At 53.7% G+C, this 19,859-nt stretch carries 16 protein-coding genes and 1 tRNA gene; 7 read left to right on the top strand and 10 right to left on the bottom strand.

Annotated elements, in window-relative coordinates:
* Positions 1-3 precede the first annotated feature (3 nt).
* Both ACTG3Z_RS02965 and ACTG3Z_RS02960 read right to left on the bottom strand, forming a co-directional pair.
* A complete protein-coding gene (locus ACTG3Z_RS02965) occupies positions 4-546 on the bottom strand; it encodes a lipocalin family protein (protein WP_439141152.1) in 543 nt (180 codons plus the stop codon).
* A 10-nt stretch (positions 547-556) separates the two neighbouring features.
* Positions 557-1,468: a 3-keto-5-aminohexanoate cleavage protein gene (locus ACTG3Z_RS02960; protein ID WP_439141150.1), complete on the bottom strand. Its 912-nt coding sequence runs from the start codon at positions 1,466-1,468 to the stop codon at positions 557-559.
* A gap of 194 nt (positions 1,469-1,662) precedes the next feature.
* On the opposite strand from ACTG3Z_RS02960, the gene ACTG3Z_RS02955 reads away from it, so the two are divergent.
* A complete protein-coding gene (locus tag ACTG3Z_RS02955) occupies positions 1,663-1,827 on the top strand; it encodes a hypothetical protein (RefSeq protein WP_375266794.1) in 165 nt (54 codons plus the stop codon).
* On the opposite strand, the gene ACTG3Z_RS02950 is transcribed toward ACTG3Z_RS02955, so the two are convergent.
* Genes ACTG3Z_RS02950 through putA form a run of 4 tightly spaced genes read right to left on the bottom strand, consistent with a single transcriptional unit; the run spans position 1,824 to position 7,737 of the window.
* Complete coding sequence (locus ACTG3Z_RS02950; protein WP_439141149.1) at positions 1,824-2,444, bottom strand: methylated-DNA--[protein]-cysteine S-methyltransferase; 621 nt, start codon at positions 2,442-2,444, stop codon at positions 1,824-1,826. The two genes, ACTG3Z_RS02955 and ACTG3Z_RS02950, sit on opposite strands and share 4 nt — an antisense overlap.
* 2 nt (positions 2,445-2,446) lie before the next feature.
* Positions 2,447-3,490, bottom strand: coding sequence for an aldo/keto reductase (locus ACTG3Z_RS02945; protein ID WP_439141147.1), 1,044 nt, complete (start codon positions 3,488-3,490; stop codon positions 2,447-2,449).
* A gap of 27 nt (positions 3,491-3,517) precedes the next feature.
* A complete protein-coding gene (locus tag ACTG3Z_RS02940) occupies positions 3,518-4,261 on the bottom strand; it encodes a rhomboid family intramembrane serine protease (RefSeq protein WP_439141146.1) in 744 nt (247 codons plus the stop codon).
* A 41-nt stretch (positions 4,262-4,302) separates the two neighbouring features.
* Positions 4,303-7,737 carry a bifunctional proline dehydrogenase/L-glutamate gamma-semialdehyde dehydrogenase PutA gene (gene putA, locus ACTG3Z_RS02935; RefSeq protein WP_439141145.1) on the bottom strand — a complete coding sequence of 1,145 codons (3,435 nt, stop codon included), beginning with the start codon at positions 7,735-7,737 and terminating at the stop codon, positions 4,303-4,305.
* Positions 7,738-7,849: 112 nt separating this feature from the next.
* On the opposite strand from putA, the gene ACTG3Z_RS02930 reads away from it, so the two are divergent.
* From ACTG3Z_RS02930 to ACTG3Z_RS02910, 5 genes are all read left to right on the top strand, one after another.
* Positions 7,850-8,323 carry an Lrp/AsnC family transcriptional regulator gene (locus ACTG3Z_RS02930; protein ID WP_439141144.1) on the top strand — a complete coding sequence of 158 codons (474 nt, stop codon included), beginning with the start codon at positions 7,850-7,852 and terminating at the stop codon, positions 8,321-8,323.
* A 38-nt stretch (positions 8,324-8,361) separates the two neighbouring features.
* On the top strand, positions 8,362-8,925 hold the full coding sequence (locus ACTG3Z_RS02925) for a tetratricopeptide repeat protein (RefSeq protein WP_439141143.1): 564 nt from the start codon (positions 8,362-8,364) through the stop codon (positions 8,923-8,925).
* A 103-nt stretch (positions 8,926-9,028) separates the two neighbouring features.
* Positions 9,029-9,114 (top strand) — tRNA-Leu (locus ACTG3Z_RS02920).
* A 64-nt stretch (positions 9,115-9,178) separates the two neighbouring features.
* Positions 9,179-10,975: an IlvD/Edd family dehydratase gene (locus ACTG3Z_RS02915; RefSeq protein WP_439141141.1), complete on the top strand. Its 1,797-nt coding sequence runs from the start codon at positions 9,179-9,181 to the stop codon at positions 10,973-10,975.
* A 2-nt stretch (positions 10,976-10,977) separates the two neighbouring features.
* Positions 10,978-11,595, top strand: coding sequence for a class I SAM-dependent methyltransferase (locus ACTG3Z_RS02910; RefSeq protein WP_439141140.1), 618 nt, complete (start codon positions 10,978-10,980; stop codon positions 11,593-11,595).
* 21 nt (positions 11,596-11,616) lie between these two features.
* On the opposite strand, the gene gcvH is transcribed toward ACTG3Z_RS02910, so the two are convergent.
* The 4 genes from gcvH to ACTG3Z_RS02890 all read right to left on the bottom strand — a co-directional run bounded on the left by gcvH (position 11,617) and on the right by ACTG3Z_RS02890 (position 15,895).
* Positions 11,617-11,976, bottom strand: coding sequence for a glycine cleavage system protein GcvH (gene gcvH, locus ACTG3Z_RS02905; protein ID WP_439141138.1), 360 nt, complete (start codon positions 11,974-11,976; stop codon positions 11,617-11,619).
* Between the two features lie 193 nt (positions 11,977-12,169).
* Positions 12,170-12,952, bottom strand: coding sequence for an FAD binding domain-containing protein (locus ACTG3Z_RS02900; protein ID WP_439141137.1), 783 nt, complete (start codon positions 12,950-12,952; stop codon positions 12,170-12,172).
* Positions 12,953-12,963: 11 nt separating this feature from the next.
* Entirely contained in the window at positions 12,964-15,336 is a 2,373-nt protein-coding gene (locus ACTG3Z_RS02895; protein WP_439141136.1) for a xanthine dehydrogenase family protein molybdopterin-binding subunit, read from the bottom strand.
* 73 nt (positions 15,337-15,409) lie between these two features.
* Complete coding sequence (locus ACTG3Z_RS02890; protein WP_439141135.1) at positions 15,410-15,895, bottom strand: (2Fe-2S)-binding protein; 486 nt, start codon at positions 15,893-15,895, stop codon at positions 15,410-15,412.
* 512 nt (positions 15,896-16,407) lie between these two features.
* Here ACTG3Z_RS02890 and ACTG3Z_RS02885 point away from each other — a divergent pair.
* Positions 16,408-19,803 (top strand): hypothetical protein, encoded by a 3,396-nt coding sequence (locus ACTG3Z_RS02885; RefSeq protein ID WP_439141134.1) that lies wholly within the window; start codon positions 16,408-16,410, stop codon positions 19,801-19,803.
* Positions 19,804-19,859 lie beyond the last annotated feature (56 nt).

The raw sequence follows: 19,859 nt of genomic DNA, 5'->3' as shown, positions 1-19,859 counted from the left end.
ATCCTAATTCTGAAGAACGTCTTCTAACTTACTGACATCGTAACCATTATTGGCAAGAATTCCTTCGGCCAATGCGCGTTGTTTGGCGCTGATTTGCTGTGTTCGCGCTAGAATCCAACCTGTCGTTCCTTTTGGGTTTCCAACGACTGCCATGCTGTAATCCGGCGCAACATAAAGAACCCAATAGTCACCGCGCGCAAACGGCAACCAAGGTACGAACGTCACCGACAAGCGCCCAGGCGCTTCAACGCGAGCACTGCCATCTGCAACGGTTACTTTGCCATCAAGAGTGCCTTCACGGCATGTATTCACGACCCGCACATCCCCATCAGAGCGCATGGAATACTCTGCCGTGACGCCGACACACCCGCGTTCAAAACGATTGGGAAAGCGCGCAATTTCATACCACTTTCCAAGATAGCGGTTTAGGTCCAGCGCGCCCTCTACTGTCATCGGAACTGAGGTATCACGGTATTGCGCGGCACTTGCGGGAAGTGCGAGAGCTACCAGTAATATCACGCTTAATGCTTTGAATAAGGAACGCATCCGTCTTCTCCTAGTTTGATGGCGCTCGTTTAGTCAGGCCAAGTTTCTCGCGCACAGCTTCTGGGCCAATGACGCGCGCGCCCATGTTTTCGATAATTGTGACTGCGCGATCAACCAATTGTTCATTTGTCGCGAGTACGCCCTTCTCGAGCCATAGATTATCCTCAAGACCGACCCGCACATTACCACCCGCAAGAACCGACGCCGCCACATAAGCCATCTGATTACGTCCTAAACCGAAACCACTGAACGTCCAGTCATCAGGAACATTATTAACCATCGCCATGAACGTATTGAGATCATCAGGTGCGCCCCACGGCACGCCCATGCAAAGCTGCACAAGTGCGGGACTGTCGAGCACGCCATCGGCAACCAACTGCTTTGCGTACCAAAGATGGCCTGTATCAAAGGCCTCTATCTCTGGCTTGACGCCTAGTTTGGTCATCATGCCGCCCATCGCGGTTAGCATCCCAGGTGTGTTGGTCATGACATAGTCAGCTTCTGCGAAGTTCATCGTGCCGCAATCCAGGGTGCAAATCTCCGGCAAGCATTCGGCAATATGCGCGACACGCTCGGTCGCACCAACCATGTCCGTGCCTGCTGCGGTCGGGAACGGCTTTTCCGCGCTGCCAAACATGATGTCGCCGCCCATTCCTGCGGTGAGGTTAAGGACAACGTCGACCTCTGCGTCGCGAATTCGGTCAGTCACCTCGCGGTAGTAGGTTAAGTCACGCGAAGGCGCGCCGCTTTCTGGATCACGGACATGGCAATGCGCGACGGCCGCCCCTGCTTTTGCGGCTGCAATAGCACTGTCGGCGATTTGCTTTGGTGAACGGGGGACATGAGGGCTGCGATCTTGCGTTCCACCAGATCCGGTAACCGCACAGGTGATAAAGACGTCTTTGTTCATAGACAGGGGCATAGCGTGGCCTTTGTTTGGATATTCGTGTCAGCGTGCCGCGAAACCGAAGCTTGCGAAACCACAAAAGCGACCTGCAATGAACTTCTTCGCCAAAGCCTTGCATTCATTGCAATACGGGTTTGCGATTTGGCCGGTTGTTTGCGCTAACAAAGCCGCCATATGCGTCTGAGAAGAGAACTACAGAAAGAAATGACATGATTGCTTTTTTTGAGACTATGAAAACCCGCGCTCGTCAGGCACAGCAATACCGTACGACAGTATCAGAATTGAAACGTCTTAGCATTCACGACGCACTCGATTTGGATATCTATCACGGTGATATTCCGGAAATTGCACGCAAAGCCGTTTACGGTTCTTAAGGTTTTGATTCGAGGTCCAAAAGCGCGCGTTTGCGCCAAAGGCCCCCAGCATACCCCGTCAACGTGCCATCCGCTCCGATGACGCGGTGGCAGGGAATAAGAATTGCGATTTGATTGGCCCCATTTGCACGTGCGACGGCACGAACCGCCCCGGGATTACCCAGCTTTTCCGAAAGCGCGCCGTAGCTTGTGCTGGTGCCAAAAGGCAGCTCGAGCAGAGCGTTCCAAACCGACTTTGTAAACTCGGTTCCATGCAGTGCGAGCGAAAGGTCAAAGCGCTGTAGCGTTCCATCAAAGTAACGCGTTAGTTGATCGAGCAAACTGCGCGTCACCTTGGTTTGACCCGGCGATATCGTTCCTGATGAAGCCCCCAACCTTTTCAATTCTTTTGGTAATTCTTTGCGATCTGCAAATTCCAAAAGGTGGAGCCGATCCGCGTCACAGACCGACACCATCGTACCCAAAGGGGTTTCAATCGGATGTGCAAACAGGCTTGAGACCCCTTTTTGGGGGCCCATCCACTTGCCTAGTGTTTTCTGAAAATCCTGAGCAGTCTTGAACGCCGCCTCGTATTCGGGGATTGGATCTGGCCCCAAATCAAAGCCAAGCTGGGTCATGCTCAATACACCATCGGATACTGACGATGTACGTCATTTAAGGCGTCTAAGACCTCATCGCTTAACGTTACATCAACAGATGCTAGGATATGCTTCAACTGAGCGGTGCGAGTCGCGCCGAAAATTGCAGACGCCATGAAAGGACGTGTCCGACACCATGCCAAAGCCATGTGCACTGGATCTAACCCATGTGTCCGTGCGACGTCCAAATACGCATCGACCGCAGGAAAAACACGCTCTGATACACGCCCACCAAGTTCCGCGGAAACGGAGCGGCGCGAACCATCTGGAATGGCACCGTTCTGGTACTTACCAGTCAAGAGCCCTGTCGCAAGAGGAGAAAACGCAAGCAAACCAACGTCTTCATTCACGCTTAGTTCTGCAAGATCAGTATCATAAAGCCGGCATAGCAAGGAATATTCATTTTGGATGGAGGCAACACGCGGGCCATTGCCTGCCTCGGATAGGCGCAACCACTCTGATGTGCCCCAAGCGCTTTCATTGCTGAGCCCGAAAGCGCGGATTTTACCTGCATCGACAGCGTCTTGCAGTGCGGCAAGGGAACTCATCATGTCATCGAGCGTTTTTGCACGATCTTGTTGAGACGGATCATACGTCCAGTTCTTGCGAAACATGTAAGAACCGCGATTGGGCCAGTGAAATTGATAAAGATCGATATAATCTGTCTGCAAACGATTGAGTGAGCCTTCAATTGCTTCAGGAATGCTTTGCGCTGTAATGTCGGCCCCATCGCGCACGTACTTGATCCCATTGCCGGAGTGCTTGGTGGCCAAGGTCACCTCATCGCGACGTTTCGTCTTGGCAAACCAAGTGCCCAGAACACGCTCGCTATCCCCTTGCGTTTCAGCGCTAAGCGGGTTCACCGGATACATTTCCGCAGTATCAAGGAAATTCAAACCAGCCTCGAGGGAGATATCAATTTGCTCGTGCGCTTCGGCCTCGGGGGTTTGTGTGCCAAACGTCATCGTTCCGAGGCAAAGCTCTGGCACCATGATGCCAGTACGGCCAAGTGGGTTCATCTTCATAGGATAAGTCCTTTTTCGTAAGGAATGTTACTTGCGCCGCACGCGCGGGATTCCGGTTTTACTCAGGTCATACTTTGCCTCTGGATGAGGTGGCGTGCCTTCGGTGCGCTCCCAAAATGAAAAGCCACCCAAGCGGGCGAACAGTGGGATGGTCAGTATCAAGCCCACTACGAACCCGCCAGCATGCGCCCAGTAGGCCACCCCGCCTAAATCAGGGTCAGAGATGACGCCATTGCCAACTTGCAGTAGGAACCAAAGACCCAGCATGATCCACGCGGGGATCGGAAATATTTTGAAGAATATGATTAATATCAGCAGGATATCCACTTTCGCTTTGGGGAAAAGCAAAAGATACCCCCCCATCACGCCTGCAATAGCACCAGACGCACCGATGGTGACGACTTGGGAGGCTGGTTCAACCACCCACTGAGCAAGTGCCGCAAAAACACCGCTTGCCAAGTAGAACAGAAGAAACGGGATATGGCCCATTTCGTCTTCCATATTATCGCCAAAAATCCACAAAAACAGCATGTTACCAGCGATGTGCATAAAGCCACCATGCAAAAACTGCGAGGTTACAAGGCTGTAATAATCCTGCCCCGCAGAAATTTGCGCTGGCACCATGCCCCATTCATAAAAGAACAGGTTCAGCGCGCGCCCTTCCCCAAGACTAAGGTTGAATGCGAGAAAAATTAACACGTTAATAACTATCAACGTGTAAGTGATATAGGGCCGACGGCCAGACGGGTTGTGATCGCGAATAGGTAGCATTCGGGCAGGCTGATGTTTGCCCGCCCAAACGTCAAGAGCGCTTAGGCATCTGGTGCGCTTTCTGCGAGCAATGCAGCATTGCCACCTGCGGCGGTGGTATCGACGCAAAGATGTTGCTCTTCCAGCACGTAACCCGCATTTGGCATTCCGCTCAGCAAGGGGAGGATCGCACCGCTACGTTTGGCAAGAGCTTGGGCATATGCACGTTTTGACGCGACATCACCCCAGAAGAGAATGCCGGAAATGCCGTCAATCTCGACCAGCGTTTGTGGTGTAATCACGCCTTGAGCCACGATGGCACGCCCCCCGAGCGCAACAACCGCCTCTTTTTGCGCGGTTGCGGCTTGCACACCTGGCCCCATGCAAAGGATTGGCCCGCGTGCGTGTCGGCTGAGCTGGTTCAATTCCCCAGTCGGACCCGGCAAGATATCTTTTGTTAGAGTTGCAACGGTGTTTTCGCTTTTGATTGCAACCCTCAGCGTGTCTGTCGCCATATCTGCATCAAATGCGCCATCACTCTGCAATGCATCGACTTTGCGGAAACGCGACAGATATAGCGGCCCACCTGCTTTTGGACCCGTGCCAGAAAGACCCGCGCCACCAAAGGGTTGCGAGCCAACGATGGCACCAATCTGGTTGCGGTTCACATAGATGTTGCCGGCTTTGATACGCTCGGACACGTGCTGCACGCGATCGTCAATACGGGTTTGCAGGCCAAACGTCAGACCGTACCCAGTGTCGTTAATGTCATTGATCACCTGATCCAAATCCCCAGCCTTGAAGCGCGCGATGTGCAGGATGGGGCCGAAGACTTCGCGCTCTAGATCAGAGATTCCGTTGACGGAGAGAAGCGCGGGCGGCACGAAATATCCTGTTTCACACGGGTCAAGCTCGTATAAAACGCGACCTGCCTCGCGGGCCTGTGCAACATAGTCCGCAATTTGGCTTTGCGCCTCTTGGTCGATCAATGGGCCAACGTCAGTTCGCAAATCCCACGGGGCAGCAAGGCACAGCTCTTTCATCGCGCCGATCAGCATTTCTTGCACAGTGTCGGCAACATCTTCTTGCACATAGAGACAACGCAGCGCGGAGCAGCGTTGGCCCGCAGATTGAAACGCGCTTTCGACGATTGCAGTCACCGCTTGCTCCGGTAAAGCGGTGCTGTCGACGATCATCGCGTTAAGGCCGCCTGTTTCCGCCAACAAAGGTGCGTCCGGCGCGAGGTGTTTGGCCATGCTTGCGCGGATCAACTTTGCCGTTTCAGTTGAACCCGTAAATGCTACACCCCCGACACGCGGGTCAGAGGTTAACACAGCCCCAACATCGCCAGCGCCAAGGATCAATTGCAAGGCGGCACGCGGCACGCCTGCTTCGTGCAAAAGCGATACGGCGAGATGTGCGATCAGCGGTGTTTGCTCCGCAGGCTTTGCCAAAACAGCGTTACCAGCAGCTAAGGCGGCGCTGACTTGGCCCGTAAAAATCGCCAGTGGAAAATTCCACGGTGAAATACATGTAAACGTACCGATGGGTGTTTCATCTGTCGTACGTTCTGCATAATAGCGCAAGAAATCAACGGCTTCACGCAGTTCACCAACACAATCGAGCAAGGTTTTTCCAGCTTCGCGCGACAGCAGCGCGAAGAGCTCACCGTATCTTTCTTCATAAAGATCAGCCGCTTTGTGCAAGACGGCGCGACGCTCTGTCAGACTTGCAGACCAAGGCGCTGCGCCATCAAGGGCAGCTTCGATTTGTGCAGACGAGGCGAGCGACGCGGTTCCAACACACTCGCTTGGATCAAACGGATTGCGCAGCTCGATGCCCTGCCCTGCTGGCACGTTGGCAGCGATAAGCGATGCCGCTTGCCATTTATGTGTTTCAAACGGGCTACGTGCGGCCTCGATCTGTTCAAGATCTGGCGTGTGGCTTAGATCAAACCCTTTGGAGTTTGTACGCTCCGGCGCGAAAAGTTCCGGCCCTGTCGCAAGCCAATTGTCCGCGGTGAGGGCCGCATCAAACGGATCAACGGCAATTTCTTCGGGGCTGACGTCCTCATCCACGATCTGATTCACAAAGGAGCTATTGGCCCCATTCTCAAGCAAGCGGCGTACAAGATAAGCAAGCAAATCACGGTGCGCACCAACCGGTGCATAGATGCGGCAACGGGTATTTTGCGCGGCCATCACAAGGGTGTGCATCACTTCGCCCATGCCATGAAGGCGTTGAAATTCATAGTCCGACGCATCAGCGCCCATGTGCAAAATCGCACTGACCGTGTGGGCATTGTGGGTCGCAAACTGTGGATAAATCCGGTCTGTCATGCCAAGTAATTTGCGTGCGCACGCAATATAAGAGACATCCGTCACAGCCTTTGATGTGAAGACGGGAAATCCGCTAAGCCCCTCTACTTGTGCGCGTTTTACTTCTGTATCCCAGTAAGCACCCTTCACAAGGCGCACCATAATGTTGCGATCAAGCCGCGTTGCAAGGGCGTGCAAATGATCGATCACAAAGGGCGCGCGTGGACCATATGCCTGCACCACGACGCCGAAGCCGTCCCAGCCTTTGAGGGCGCTTTCGCTCAGCACCGCCTCGATCACATCCAGCGAAAGCGTGAGGCGATCCGCTTCTTCCGCATCGATGTTAAGCCCCATATTTGCCGACTTGGCCAAAAGCGCGAGGGAACGAAGACGCGGCACCAGTTCTTCCATAACGCGTTCGCGCTGCGCCACTTCATAGCACGGATGGAGCGCGGAGAGTTTGACGGAAATGCCTGGATTTTCACGGCTGTCCGAGGAATGACACGCCTGTGCAATGGCAGAGATCGCACGGCTGTAGGACAGGTGATACCGTTTGGCATCCGCATCGGTTTTCGCCGCCTCGCCCAGCATATCGTAGGAATATGAGAAGCCTTTGGCTTCCATCTTGGACGCACGTTCCATCGCGCTGACGATGGTTTCACCCAGAACAAACTGACGGCCCATTTCTTTCATCGCGCGACTGACGGCTTTGCGAATAACGGGTTCGCCCAAACGCTTGATCGCGCCGCGCAAATGACCCACTGGGCCGGGTTGTTCGTCTTGCAAGACCCGGCCCGTCAACATCAGCGCCCAGGTGGATGCATTCACCAACGAGGATGCAGATTGCCCAAGATGCTGGCCCCAATCGGAGGGTGCGATTTTGTCTTCGATCAATGCATCAATGGTTTCCGCGTCCGGAACGCGCAACAAGGCTTCGGCCAAACACATCAGCGCGACGCCCTCATCCGTCGAAAGGCCGTATTCAGCGAGAAACACTTCCATCAATCCGGGGTTATCTGCGCCGCGAATCTGAGTGATCAGGTCAGCCGCACTTGCAGATATCTCAGTGCGATCTTGCTCTGACAGTTGCGCCATCTCGACAAGTGCTGCAACGCGTTGGGATTGCTCAGCAAAAGTATGCGGATCAATTGCGGGGTAACGTGGAATATTCAGGCTCATGCGCACACCTATGCTTCAGGATTTTTTTAAACCATACCCAAAAACAGCAATTCGTTTTGTTTGACTTGAAGCAAAAAACACTCCATTTAGTCTATAATTAGGGAGATTTTCGATGCAAATGAACCGTTCTGACTTAGACAGCTTTGACCGTAAGATTCTTGGCGTTGTCGCCGCTGAAGGACGCATCAGCGTGACCGATCTTGCAGGACGCATTGGACTGTCCAAGTCACCGACCCAAACGCGCCTGAAACGGCTTGAAGAACAAGGCATTATCAAAGGCTACCGCGCGATGCTCGATCCGATCCAACTGGGTCGCGAGCACGTGGCGTTTGTTGAAATCCGGCTATCTGATACTCGTGAAAAAGCGCTTAACGCGTTTAACACAGCCATTCGCGCGATCCCTGAAATTGAGCAGGCACATCTTATTGCTGGAAATTTCGACTATTTGTTAAAGGTGCGCGTGCAAGACATGAGTAGCTATCGGCAGGTCTTGGCAGAAAAGCTCTCGACCCTGCCATACGTTGCGAGCACGTCGACCTATGTCGCGATGCAGGCCATTAAAGAAGAAAGCAGTGCGGCGTTTTAAACAAGGCTTTGCTTGACGGAAACGCGTTTCGCGCCATCATGGTAGGTATGAAAAGCATTGTCACAGCCGCCCTGCTCATTTGCACCGCATCCAGCGCAGTTGCAGAGTGCCCCGCCGCACCGGATCACAGTTTGCGTTTGGGTGAACTGATCACGTCCGCACAGATCGCAACAGATGAACGCGCTGCACAGGCCGTTTCAAACCGAATGTGGGAACTTTGGGTAGATGCCCCAGATGACCGTGCGCAGGCCTTTCTTGATGAAGGCATGGCGCGGCGCGAAAGTTATGACTTTGCGGGCGCGATTTCCGTTTTTGAAGATTTGATCGAGTACTGTCCGAACTATGCGGAGGGCTACAATCAAAAGGCTTTCGCGCATTTCTTGCGGCAGGAATACGACATTGCGCTTATTGAACTTGATAAGGCCATAGAACGATCGCCCAACCACATCGCCGCGATTTCGGGGAAAGCACTAACTTTGATTGGCCTAAAGCGCGATGATGAGGCACAGATCGCGCTTCGCAAAGCACTTTCGCTTAATCCTTGGCTAAAGGAACGTCAGTTTTTGAAAGGTGAAATGCCTGTGCCAAAGACTGACTTGTAATCGTGCATTTTTCCACATTTTAACCGCTCTATTCGGATTGTGATCATCGCTTGAGGACGCTAAAGATGTCGACACAGGTTGAATCTGCGGAAACAACCTGTCTGCGGGCGTGATGGAATGGTAGACATACCAGACTTAAAATCTGTTGGGCGAATGCCCGTGGGGGTTCGAGTCCCCCCGCCCGCACCACTTAATTTTTAGGCGTGGACATTCAGTTTTGCGCGAATTCTTGCAGCGAGCTAAGGACTTGAAAATGCCCAAAATGCAGCCCACCGATCTTCGTTCACGTCAATGGTTCAACAACCCTGAAAACCGCGAAATGACGGCGCTGTATCTGGAACGTTATCTGAATTACGGGCTGACGCGCGAAGAATTGCAAAGCAACAAGCCAATCATCGCGATTGCACAAACAGGAAGCGACCTGTCGCCCTGTAACCGCCATCATATCGAGCTCGCAAAGCGTGTCCGCGACGGCATCATTGCAGCAGGCGGCGTGCCCTTAGAGATGCCTGTTCATCCTATCCAAGAGACTGGAAAGCGCCCTACGGCATCACTCGATCGCAACCTTGCATATTTGGGCTTGGTCGAGACTTTGTATGGCTACCCTGTTGATGGCGTCGTGCTGACAATTGGCTGTGACAAGACGACCCCTGCTCTGCTCATGGCGGCTGCAACGGTTAATATTCCTGCGATTGCTTTGTCAGTTGGCCCAATGTTGAACGGATGGTGGGACGGTGAGCGCGCCGGGTCTGGCACAGTGATCTGGAAAGCGCGTGAAAAGCTCGCGTCCGGCGAAATTGATGAAGATGGGTTTATGGAAATTGCTGCGGCTTCTGCCCCCTCGGTTGGCTATTGCAACACGATGGGCACCGCGACAACGATGAACTCACTGGCGGAAGCGCTTGGCATGCAATTGCCAGGAAGTGCAGCAATTCCAGCGCCTTATCGTGAGCGCGGGCAGATCAGCTATGAGACAGGCAAGCGCATTGTTGATATGGTTTGGGAGGATTTGCGCCCCTCTGACATTATGACGCGCGAAGCATTTGAGAATGCGATCGTTATCAACTCCGCTATTGGCGGCTCTACGAATGCACCAATCCATCTTAACGCGATTGCGCGTCATTTGGGCGTTCCTTTGAACAACGATGATTGGCAAAACGTCGGTCATGATGTGCCACTGCTGGTTAACCTGCAGCCCGCAGGTAAATACCTTGGTGAAGACTTTCACCGTGCAGGGGGCGTCCCCGCGGTGGTCAGCGCTTTGCTAGGTGACGGCTTGCTGCCGCATCCTGACGTGGTGACTGCTAATGGCAAAACCATGGCTGAAAATTGCGCGCTGCGTCCGTCCACGAATGACGATGTGATCTTACCGATTGCCGCGCCGCTGAAAGAGGCCGCTGGCTTTATCAACCTTAAGGGCAATCTCTTTGACAGTGCGATCATGAAAACCTCTGTAATCAGTCCGGCCTTTCGCCAAAGCTATCTCAGTAACCCAGAGGATATGAACGCCTTTGAAGGGCGTGCCGTGGTGTTTGACGGGCCTGAAGATTATCATCACCGGATTGATGATCCTGCTGAAAAGATCGACGAAAACTGCATTCTTGTGATGCGTGGCGCAGGTCCAAAGGGCTACCCGGGTGGTGCAGAAGTCGTGAACATGCGCGCGCCTGCATATCTGTTGAAAGCGGGTGTTGAAGCGCTGCCGTGTATCGGTGATGGGCGTCAATCCGGCACATCCGGCTCGCCTTCAATCTTGAACGCGGCACCGGAAGCGCCTGACAACGGTGGTTTGGCCGTGCTGCAAACAGGCGATACGATCCGCATCGACCTGAATGATTTTAGCGCCAACATATTGATTTCAGAAGAAGAATATACCTCGCGTCGTGACGCTTTGATTGCGGATGGTGGTTTTGCATCACCTGAAAGTCAAACACCGTGGCAGCAGTATTTCCGCGAGCTGGTGGAACCGTTTGATAAAGGCATGACCTTGCGCGACGCGGACAATTACAAGGACGTTGCGCGCAAAGGCATGCCGCGGGACAATCACTAAACGTGCCACGCCCGAAACGAGACTTACAGCGCGCAGACCTGCGCGTTGACTTTATCAGCGGCGCGGTCGCACATCGCTTACGTTTTGGCGGTGGTCGTGGTCAGGACTTGGCCAAGGCAATGGGCTTTCGTGCTGGCAAAACGCCGCACGTCATTGATGCAACAGCAGGCTTAGGGCGCGATTCATTTTTGCTCGCTTCACTTGGTGCTGAGGTCACGATGATAGAACGCTCCCCTCGTATGCATGACTTACTGCTCGCAGGCATGGAGGAAGCCCGTCTTGAAGGCGGTAAATTTTCCAAAATCATCGCGCGCATGACGCTGATGCTTGGGGATGCGAAGGAGCTGCTCCCATCGCTTTCTGGTGAAGCGATATTGATCGATCCAATGCATCCCCCGCGAAAAACCACAGCCCTTGTGAAGCAAGAATTACGCCAAGTGCGAGAGATTGTAGGCGTCGATGAAGACGCAGCTGATTTGATGCGTGTCGCTTTGGAACATGCAACGAAACGTGTTGTTCTAAAGTGGCCTGCGAAAGCTGATCCTATCGAAGGTATTCGGCCCTGCTCACATCAAATCATAGGAAAATCAACGCGTTACGATGTCTTCATGACTGTCTGAATCGACGGACTGCGCAGCGGCTTACGCGATGAACTTTCTGTATCCAGCTTCATCAATATAGTCATCCAACTGGGACGGATCAGACGCTTCGATCTTGATAAACCAGCCCGCACCAATTGGGTCTTCGTTCAAAAGTCCAGGCGTGTCAGCGAGGTTTTCATTCACCTCAACTACTTCGCCATCGATCGGCGCTAAAAGGTCCGTTGCGGAATCGCTGCTCTCGATCACGATGATTTCTTCATCTTTTGTGACGGTTTGTCCAACTTCGGGCAGATCCACAAAGATCACTTCCCCGATTTCTTCGATGCCCGGCTCGGAGATCCCGATCAAGATCGCGTCGTCTTCTTCACGCAGCCAGAGGTGTTCTTCTGTGTATTTCATTCTGGATGCTCCGTTCGCTTTTTCAAGTGCGCTGCGGGTATCATATAGGGAGTGGAACTGACGGGGTAAATGGGGAGTTGTGGGTAGGAACGTAACACCCGTTTCACACGACGCTCTGCTTTCGAACACGATCAGTCGTTCTCGCAAACAGTGAAGACTTGGGCGCTATTTACAGCGCCCAAATCCATTTTGATTATGCCGCAGCGGCCACAGCGCGGCCGGTCATGACCTTGATCAGATGCGCGCGGTATTCTGCGCTGCCGTGGAGGTCTTCGATCAGATTGTCCGCGGATGCGCTCAGGTCTGCGAGTGCTTCAGCAGAGAAGTTGGCGCTCAGTGCGGCCTCTGCTTCCGTCCAGCGAAAGACGCCCTCGTTGGAGGCCCCAGTGACCGCCACGCGTACGCCGTCGGCGTATTTAGCGACGAAAACGCCAACCAATGCGAAGCGCGATGCAGGTTGGACGAACTTCTCGTAATGCGATTTTTCAGGGATAGGGAAGGTGACGCCTGTGACGATTTCACCCTCGTCCAGCGCTGTTTCGAACATGCCGACGAAATAGTCATCCGCTGCAATTTCGCGCGTGTTGGTCGTGATCGTTGCCCCCGATGCAAGTGCTGCCGCTGGATAGCACGCGGATGGGTCGTTATTGGCGAGAGAGCCGCCAATCGTCCCACGATTGCGCACAGCGGGATCACCAATGTTGGACGCCAACGCTGACAAGCCAGGGTATGACCCGTCAGCAGCCACGGCCGCGTGGTTGGTCGCGCCACCGATGGTAACGCTTCCCCCTGCTGCATTGATGCCTTGCATTTCGCTCACACCGCTAAGGCTGACCAAAGTAGAGGGTGACGCAAGCCGCGCTTTCAGCGTTGGGATCAGTGTTTGACCACCGCCCAGCGCTTGGGCTTCATCTGCCCCTAGTGCAGCAACAGCATCGGCCACAGTTGATGGGCGTTCTATGTCAAATGAATACATGTCCGCGCTCCTTAATTTGCGTTGTTGATTGCAGACCACACGCGATGTGGGGTCATAGGCATATCGATATGGGTGATGTTTTTACCGCCTGATTGCAGCGCATCGATGACCGCGTTGACGACAGTGGGTGGCGATCCAATCGCACCCGCTTCACCGCAGCCTTTCACGCCCAATGGGTTGTGTGTGCAGGCATTGCCTTGGCTGTGATCCACCACGTAGAAGGGCAGATCATCAGCGCGCGGCATGGTGTAATCCATGTAGCTCGCCGACAGAAGCTGACCGTTTTCATCGTATGTGGTGTTTTCAACCAGTGCTTGACCGATACCTTGACCAAGACCGCCATGCACTTGCCCTGTCACAACCAGCGGGTTCATAACGTTACCGAAGTCATCCACCGCTGTCATGCGATCCACGCGGACTTTGCCTGTCTCAGGATCGACTTCAACCTCGCAGGCATAAGCACCCGATGGGTAGGTAAAGTTGGCCGGATCATAGAACGCCGTTTCTTCCAAGCCCGGCTCGATCTCTTCAAGCGGGAACTCATGCGGGATATAGGCCTTTAGCGCTACTTCGCCAAAGCTCACCTTGCGGTTCGTGCCCGCAACGCTGAATTCGCCATCAGCGAAGTCGACGTTGGATGGCTCCGTCTCGAGCATATGCGCCGCGATGCGGCTGGCTTTGTCGATGATCTTTTCCGTGGCGCGCACGATGGCAGAGCCACAGACCGCGAGCGAACGAGAGCCGTAAGTACCCATTCCAAATGGGATTTTCGACGTGTCGCCATGTACGATGTCAATCACAGACGGATCGATACCAAGCATGTCACCCACGATTTGCGGGAAAACAGTCTCGTGCCCCTGCCCGTGACTGTGCGCACCGACCATGACCGACAGATTGCCTGTCGCGTTCACACGCACAGTCGCCGCATCGTAAAGACCGACGCGAGAGCCAAGGATACCCACAAGGTTGGACGGCGCGATACCGCAAGCCTCGATATAGGCGTTTACACCAAAGCCACGCAGCAGGCCTTTGGCCTCGGACTCAGCGCGCCGTGCTTCAAAGCCCGCCGTGTCAGCGACGCTTTCCATACGGTCCATCAGGGCATCGTAGTTGCCGCTGTCATACTCAAGACCCGCCGCAGAGGCGAAAGGATATTGATCCGGCTTGATGAAGTTTTTCCGACGCAGCGCAATCGGATCCATCCCGATTTCACGCGCCGCTTTGTCGATGACGCGCTCTAACGAATAGGTCGCCTCTGGTCGTCCAGCGCCGCGATAAGCGTCCACAGGGGCGGTGTTGGTAAAGACCGCTTTGACGTTCACATAGACCAGCGGCACCGTGTAGTTGCCTGCCATCAATGTACCGTGCAGGAAGGTTGGTGTCGCAGTGGAGAAGTTCGACAGATACGCGCCGACATTGGCCATTGTCTCTGTGCGGAACGCGAGGAAGTTGCCCTCTTCGTCCATCGCAAGTTCGATCTTCGTCACGTGATCGCGGCCATGCGCGTCCGTCAGGAACGCCTCTGTGCGATCCGCAGTCCATTTCACCGTTCGGCCAAGCTTTTTAGCCGCCGCCAGTACCAGCGCTTCTTCACCATAATGGTAAATCTTGGAGCCAAAGCCGCCGCCCACATCAGGTGCAATCACTGTCAGTTTGTTCTCTGGGATGCCCATAACAAACGCACTTAGCAAAAGACGCGTCAAATGCGGGTTTTGCGAAGTTGTATGCAGGACGTAATCGCCCGTGCCTGTGTTGTAATGACCAATGGAGCAACGTGGCTCCATCGCGTTCGGCACCAATCGGTTGTTAACCAATTCCAGCGTTGTGACGTGATGCGCGTTTTTGATCGCCTCATCTGTCGCTGCGCGGTTGTCTTCGATCCAGCCCCAATCGAAACACTGGTTCGTTTCAATTTCGTCGTGCACATAGTTGGTGCCAGACAAAGCGTCGGCCATATTGATCACGGCGTCATGCTCTTCGATGTCGATCTCAATCGCCTCAACCGCGTCTTTGCCTTGCTGAACCGTCTCTGCAATCACCGCAGCATAAGCGTCACCCACATGGCGGACTTTACCGTGCGCTAGCACCGGGCGCTTTGGCTCTTTCATTGGCTCGCCGTCGCGGCTGACGATGGCCCAGCCTGCTGGATTGCCACCGACTTCGACAAAGTCTTCGCCCGTAAAGATCGCCAAAACGCCCGGCATTTCCGCAGCAGCACTTGTGTCGATTGATTTGATTGTTCCATTGGCCACGTTGGAGCGCGCAAAGACCGCGACGCATTCACCCGCTGTCTGGATGTCGTCGCTGTAGTTGCCTTTGCCGGTCAAAAACCGGACATCTTCGCGACGCTTAGTTGAAGCGCCTATTCCACCATCTTTTGGCATTTTTGTATTCCTTCCGTGAGGAGGCGATTTTTTTTAGAAAAATCAAGCGCTCCAAATTTTCTAGAAAATTTGCTTACTCAGCAGCTATCGCAGAGACGTCCTGACCAGATGCGGCCATGATCGCTTTGACGATGTTGTGATAACCTGTGCAGCGGCAAATATTGCCCTCAAGGTATTCACGTACTTCCGTCTCTGTTGGTTTTGGATTGTCTTTCAACAAAGCCGCCGCAGACATCACCATGCCGGGCGTGCAAAAGCCGCACTGCAAACCGTGGTGATCCTGAAACGCTTGCTGGATCACGTTCAATGATCCATCGCTGAGAGCCTGGCCTTCGATCGTGCCGACCTCTGCCCCATGCGCTTCTGCTGCGAACATTGTGCAAGACTTCACCGCCTCGCCGTTCACATGCACCACGCAAGCGCCGCACTGTGATGTGTCACAACCGATATGCGTTCCCGTAAGACGCAAGTCTTCGCGCAAGAACGCTGAAAGTAGGGTATTGCCGTCTACAGTGCCGGAAACAGACTTGCCGTTCACCGTCATAGAAATCTCTGTCATGCTATCCTCCCAGATCATCCAGATGATTTGGATCCAGTCTGCGGTGAAACGCGACGACATGCTAACATTTTTTTGCACATCAGCCGAACTTTGTGGAACGACCTAACGTTTTTTGGGAGTTACCAGTTCAAACGACGCTTTGAATTTTGAAATGTGGCAAAATCTTGGCAAGCTCGACACGTGCTGGTTAAAAAGGTGGCGAAACCAAGAATGGACGCAAACCTCAATCTTAAAAACTAGCCTTTTCAAAAGCTTAAAAACATTACCGAAAAAACAGAAACAGTGTGTTTATGGGTGAATTGTGTCAAATGTGTGTTAAGTGTATCTTAAGATACTGACTCGTTCATTGCAGGTCGCCGCGGCGAATGAGGTAAAATATAAGAATAGGTCGATAAAACGCCGGCCTAATTTGATGAGAAAAATCGCGATAGCGCGCCTGCTTGCCGCTAATGTGAACTATTTAAAGCGTCTGTCTGGTGCGAGTACATAAAATTGACTGGGGAGTTAACCAAGTGCCGAATTTTACCCTTCAAGGGCCTGATGCCTTTTTGTTCGAAATTGATCCGACGACAGGCGAGATCACACTTAAGAGCTGGTTCACCCCTGATTTCAATGACGCTTGGGACGTGAACGAAGATAACACCTATGAATTGACGGTTGTCGATACAGAAAACGCAGACGCTGGCGCTGGCACGTCCGAGATCGAATTTCGTGTGACACCCAACGACGCAGTGTTTGTCGCCGCAGACGCAGAACCTGTACTGACAGAGTTCTCTATATCCGGTCCCGACACGGTAATGTTTGATATCAACACCTATACAGGTGAAGTGACTGTCAAAGATTGGTTTGCGCCGACGGAAGGCGACAATTGGGATGCGGACGAAAACGGCGTCTACGAATTTACGATCACCGCAAACGCGCCTGATGGCACAGTCACTGACACGCCAGCGTCTTTGACGATCACAGCAGAGGGCGAATACATCTTTGATGTACCCGATCCCATTGTTTTGCCCGAACCAGAGCCAGAGCCTGTCATTCCAGACCCGGTTCCCTTTGGAACCGTTTTCACGCTTAGCGGTGACGACGCTGTTGTCTTTTCTATTGACGAAACCACAGGTGCCGTAAGCTTAAACGATTGGTTCACTCCTGATCCCGGCGACAACTGGGATTTGGATGAAAATGGTGAATACCTGTTCAATATCGTGGCGACTGCGCCAGACGGCACTGTCACGGTGATCCCAGGTACATTAGACTCCAATGCGGATGGCACGTTTGAATTAAACGCCCCGATTGTCGAGGTGCTGCCAGATACGACTGATCCGGTCGATCCTGTTGATCCAGTGGGCCCTGTCGATCCGGTAGACCCAGTTGATCCTGTTGATCCTGTTGATGCTGTTGATGCTGTTGATGCTGTTGATCCTGTTGATCCTGTTGATCCACCCTTAGTTGGCACGCAACTGCTTATTAATGGTGAACTGGATGCGGGTGTTGGATTTGAATCCAATGACGCAGCCGCTGATCTTGCCGGCTGGACGACCTCTAGCGGAACCACGGATGTATGGGGCGACGGCTTCTTTGGTGTGAACACACCAGACGGCGGCAACTTTGTGCAGCTAGATACAGGTGCCGAGGGTGGCATTGATACCCTCACGCAGTCTGTGCGCACGATTGAAGATGATGAGATGGAGCTTCGCTTTAGTGGGGCCCAACGCTTTGGCGAAAGCGAAAGCATCGAAGTCTACTTTGGTGGTGAATTGATTGACACAGTCACGCCAACAGGGAGCGAGAGCTGGGACACCTACTCTTATACTGTGACAGGCACAGGCGGTATCGACACATTGGAGTTCCGCGAAGTTGGAGCTGAAAGCGACGGCTCAGGTCCGTTCGTAGATAACGTAAGCCTTGTCAGCGCCTCCCCTGATGCGCCAGCGCTTGAATTGCTGCCAGATCTGACCAGTGATCTACTGGATTCGCCCGATCTACCCGTAAGACCAACGCCAACACCGGAGCCGGAAGGCATACCGGGCCAATTGTTCACAGGAACGGCCGCTGGTGAAACCCTAACAGGAACAGCAGATGACGACACACTGAACGCTGGAGAAGGCGATGACGTGCTCAATGGCCTTGCAGGCAACGATATTCTTGTTGCGGGTGCCGGAACCGACGCCATGGATGGTGGCGCGGGCGCCGATACATATGACATCGACAATTCCCCAGTGAACACCGTTGGGGTGGATGTCGATCTCACAGCAGGCACTGCGGGTGTTGATACGCTCGCGAACGTTGAAAACGTGCTCGGCGGTGACGGCGATGACACAATTGCCGGTTCAGCTGGTGACAACCTCCTCTCTGGCGGCGCAGGCAATGATGTCTTGTCGGGTCTTGCAGGCGAAGACGTGTTGCTTGGTGGTCTTGGCAACGACACGCATATCGGTGGTGAAGGGGACGACATCCTGATCGCGAACGAAGGCGTGAATGTTTATCAAGGTGGCGTTGGCGATGACGCGCTGATCATCAACAGCTCAACTGTTCAAGCCACAGCGTTCAACATCAACCTTGAGACGGGAACCGACACCTTCGGTAACACCTATTCAGGCATCGAAAACATCGATGGCGGTCAAGGCGATGACAGCTTCACCGGTGACGCAGAAGCGAACGTGCTGATCGGTCGTGACGGCAACGACACGCTGAACGGTGGTCTTGGCGGCGACGTCCTTGAGGGCGGGTCTGGCAACGATGCACATCTTGGTGGCGACGGCGACGACCTTCTGATCGCCAACGTGGGCAATGACAGTTTTGCGGGTGGTGCCGGCATCGACACCTATGACATTGATGCCTCTGTTGATTTTGAAACGGACTACGCTGTCGATCTGTCGACCGGTTCTGACAACCAGGGCAACTCCTACAGCGGAATTGAGAACATCAATGGCGGCTGGGGCGATGACACACTGACAGGCACTGCAGACTTCAACATACTGGATGGCGGAGTTGGCGATGACGTGGTCAGCGGTGGCGCAGGCGACGATTCCCTTGCTGGCGGCCTTGGCAACGACATGCTCAATGGCGGTGCCGGAAATGACGTACTCTTTGGTAGCTTCGGTGTGGACACATACGACGGCGGTGACGGCGTTGATATGATCGACATTGGTGGGTCTGCTGCTGGTGAAGCTGATTACAACATCGACCTCACAGTTGGTCAGGACCAATACGGAAACACCTATTCCAACATTGAAAACGTCAACACTGGTGCCGGCGATGACAATATCTTTGGCAATGCGGCTGACAACCAGCTGCAAGGCAACGAGGGTAATGACACCATCAACGGCGGAGACGGCAACGACTTCCACAATGGTGGAAATGGCGATGACGTCTTTATCGCCAACGCTGGCAGCAACAGCTACTTTGGTGGCAACGGGATCGACACGCTCCAAATTGAAGGGACGACCGAAGATAGCGTCAGCTATGCGATCGACCTTCAAGAAGGCATCGACGATCAAGGCAACACCAGCTTTGGGGTTGAGAACATCAATGCAGGATCCGGCAATGATGCGTTGACAGGCAGCACCGCAGACAACGCTTTGAGCGGTGGCGCAGGTGACGATACGCTTATCGGTGGGGGTGGCGCTGACACGCTCACAGGTGGTGCAGGCAATGACGCCTTCGGTATCAGCCTAGAAGCAGGCAGCATTGAAATTACCGACTTTACGCAAGGCGCTGACCAGATTGATCTAAGTGGTGTCACCGATGTGGCGAACTTTGACGATCTTGCGGACTTCTTGCTGACGGGGGGCGGGTCTTCCACGTTGACGTTTGATCTGGACGGTACGGATGCGTTGAGCGTGATCATTCAAGGCGAAGAAGAGCTTGAAGAAGCAGACTTCATCTTCGCATCGACGGACCTGCTCTAATCGTATTATAGATTTAAGCTAGCGGCCCTCTGAGCACACTCAGCGGGCCGTTTTCG

Source organism: Planktotalea sp. (assembly GCF_965659345.1).
Lineage (GTDB): Bacteria > Pseudomonadota > Alphaproteobacteria > Rhodobacterales > Rhodobacteraceae > Planktotalea.
The sequence above is the reverse complement of the archived record's forward strand: the minus strand, read 5'-3'. Positions and strand labels throughout refer to the sequence as shown.

Coding starts and splice junctions, on each gene's coding strand:
- ACTG3Z_RS02965 (WP_439141152.1), bottom strand. CDS start 546: ATGCGTTCCTTATTCAAAGCATTAAGCGTGATATTACTGGTAGCTCTC.
- ACTG3Z_RS02960 (WP_439141150.1), bottom strand. CDS start 1,468: ATGCCCCTGTCTATGAACAAAGACGTCTTTATCACCTGTGCGGTTACC.
- ACTG3Z_RS02955 (WP_375266794.1), top strand. CDS start 1,663: ATGATTGCTTTTTTTGAGACTATGAAAACCCGCGCTCGTCAGGCACAG.
- ACTG3Z_RS02950 (WP_439141149.1), bottom strand. CDS start 2,444: ATGACCCAGCTTGGCTTTGATTTGGGGCCAGATCCAATCCCCGAATAC.
- ACTG3Z_RS02945 (WP_439141147.1), bottom strand. CDS start 3,490: ATGAAGATGAACCCACTTGGCCGTACTGGCATCATGGTGCCAGAGCTT.
- ACTG3Z_RS02940 (WP_439141146.1), bottom strand. CDS start 4,261: ATGCTACCTATTCGCGATCACAACCCGTCTGGCCGTCGGCCCTATATC.
- putA (WP_439141145.1), bottom strand. CDS start 7,737: ATGAGCCTGAATATTCCACGTTACCCCGCAATTGATCCGCATACTTTT.
- ACTG3Z_RS02930 (WP_439141144.1), top strand. CDS start 7,850: ATGCAAATGAACCGTTCTGACTTAGACAGCTTTGACCGTAAGATTCTT.
- ACTG3Z_RS02925 (WP_439141143.1), top strand. CDS start 8,362: ATGGTAGGTATGAAAAGCATTGTCACAGCCGCCCTGCTCATTTGCACC.
- ACTG3Z_RS02915 (WP_439141141.1), top strand. CDS start 9,179: ATGCCCAAAATGCAGCCCACCGATCTTCGTTCACGTCAATGGTTCAAC.
- gcvH (WP_439141138.1), bottom strand. CDS start 11,976: ATGAAATACACAGAAGAACACCTCTGGCTGCGTGAAGAAGACGACGCG.
- ACTG3Z_RS02900 (WP_439141137.1), bottom strand. CDS start 12,952: ATGTATTCATTTGACATAGAACGCCCATCAACTGTGGCCGATGCTGTT.
- ACTG3Z_RS02895 (WP_439141136.1), bottom strand. CDS start 15,336: ATGCCAAAAGATGGTGGAATAGGCGCTTCAACTAAGCGTCGCGAAGAT.
- ACTG3Z_RS02890 (WP_439141135.1), bottom strand. CDS start 15,895: ATGACAGAGATTTCTATGACGGTGAACGGCAAGTCTGTTTCCGGCACT.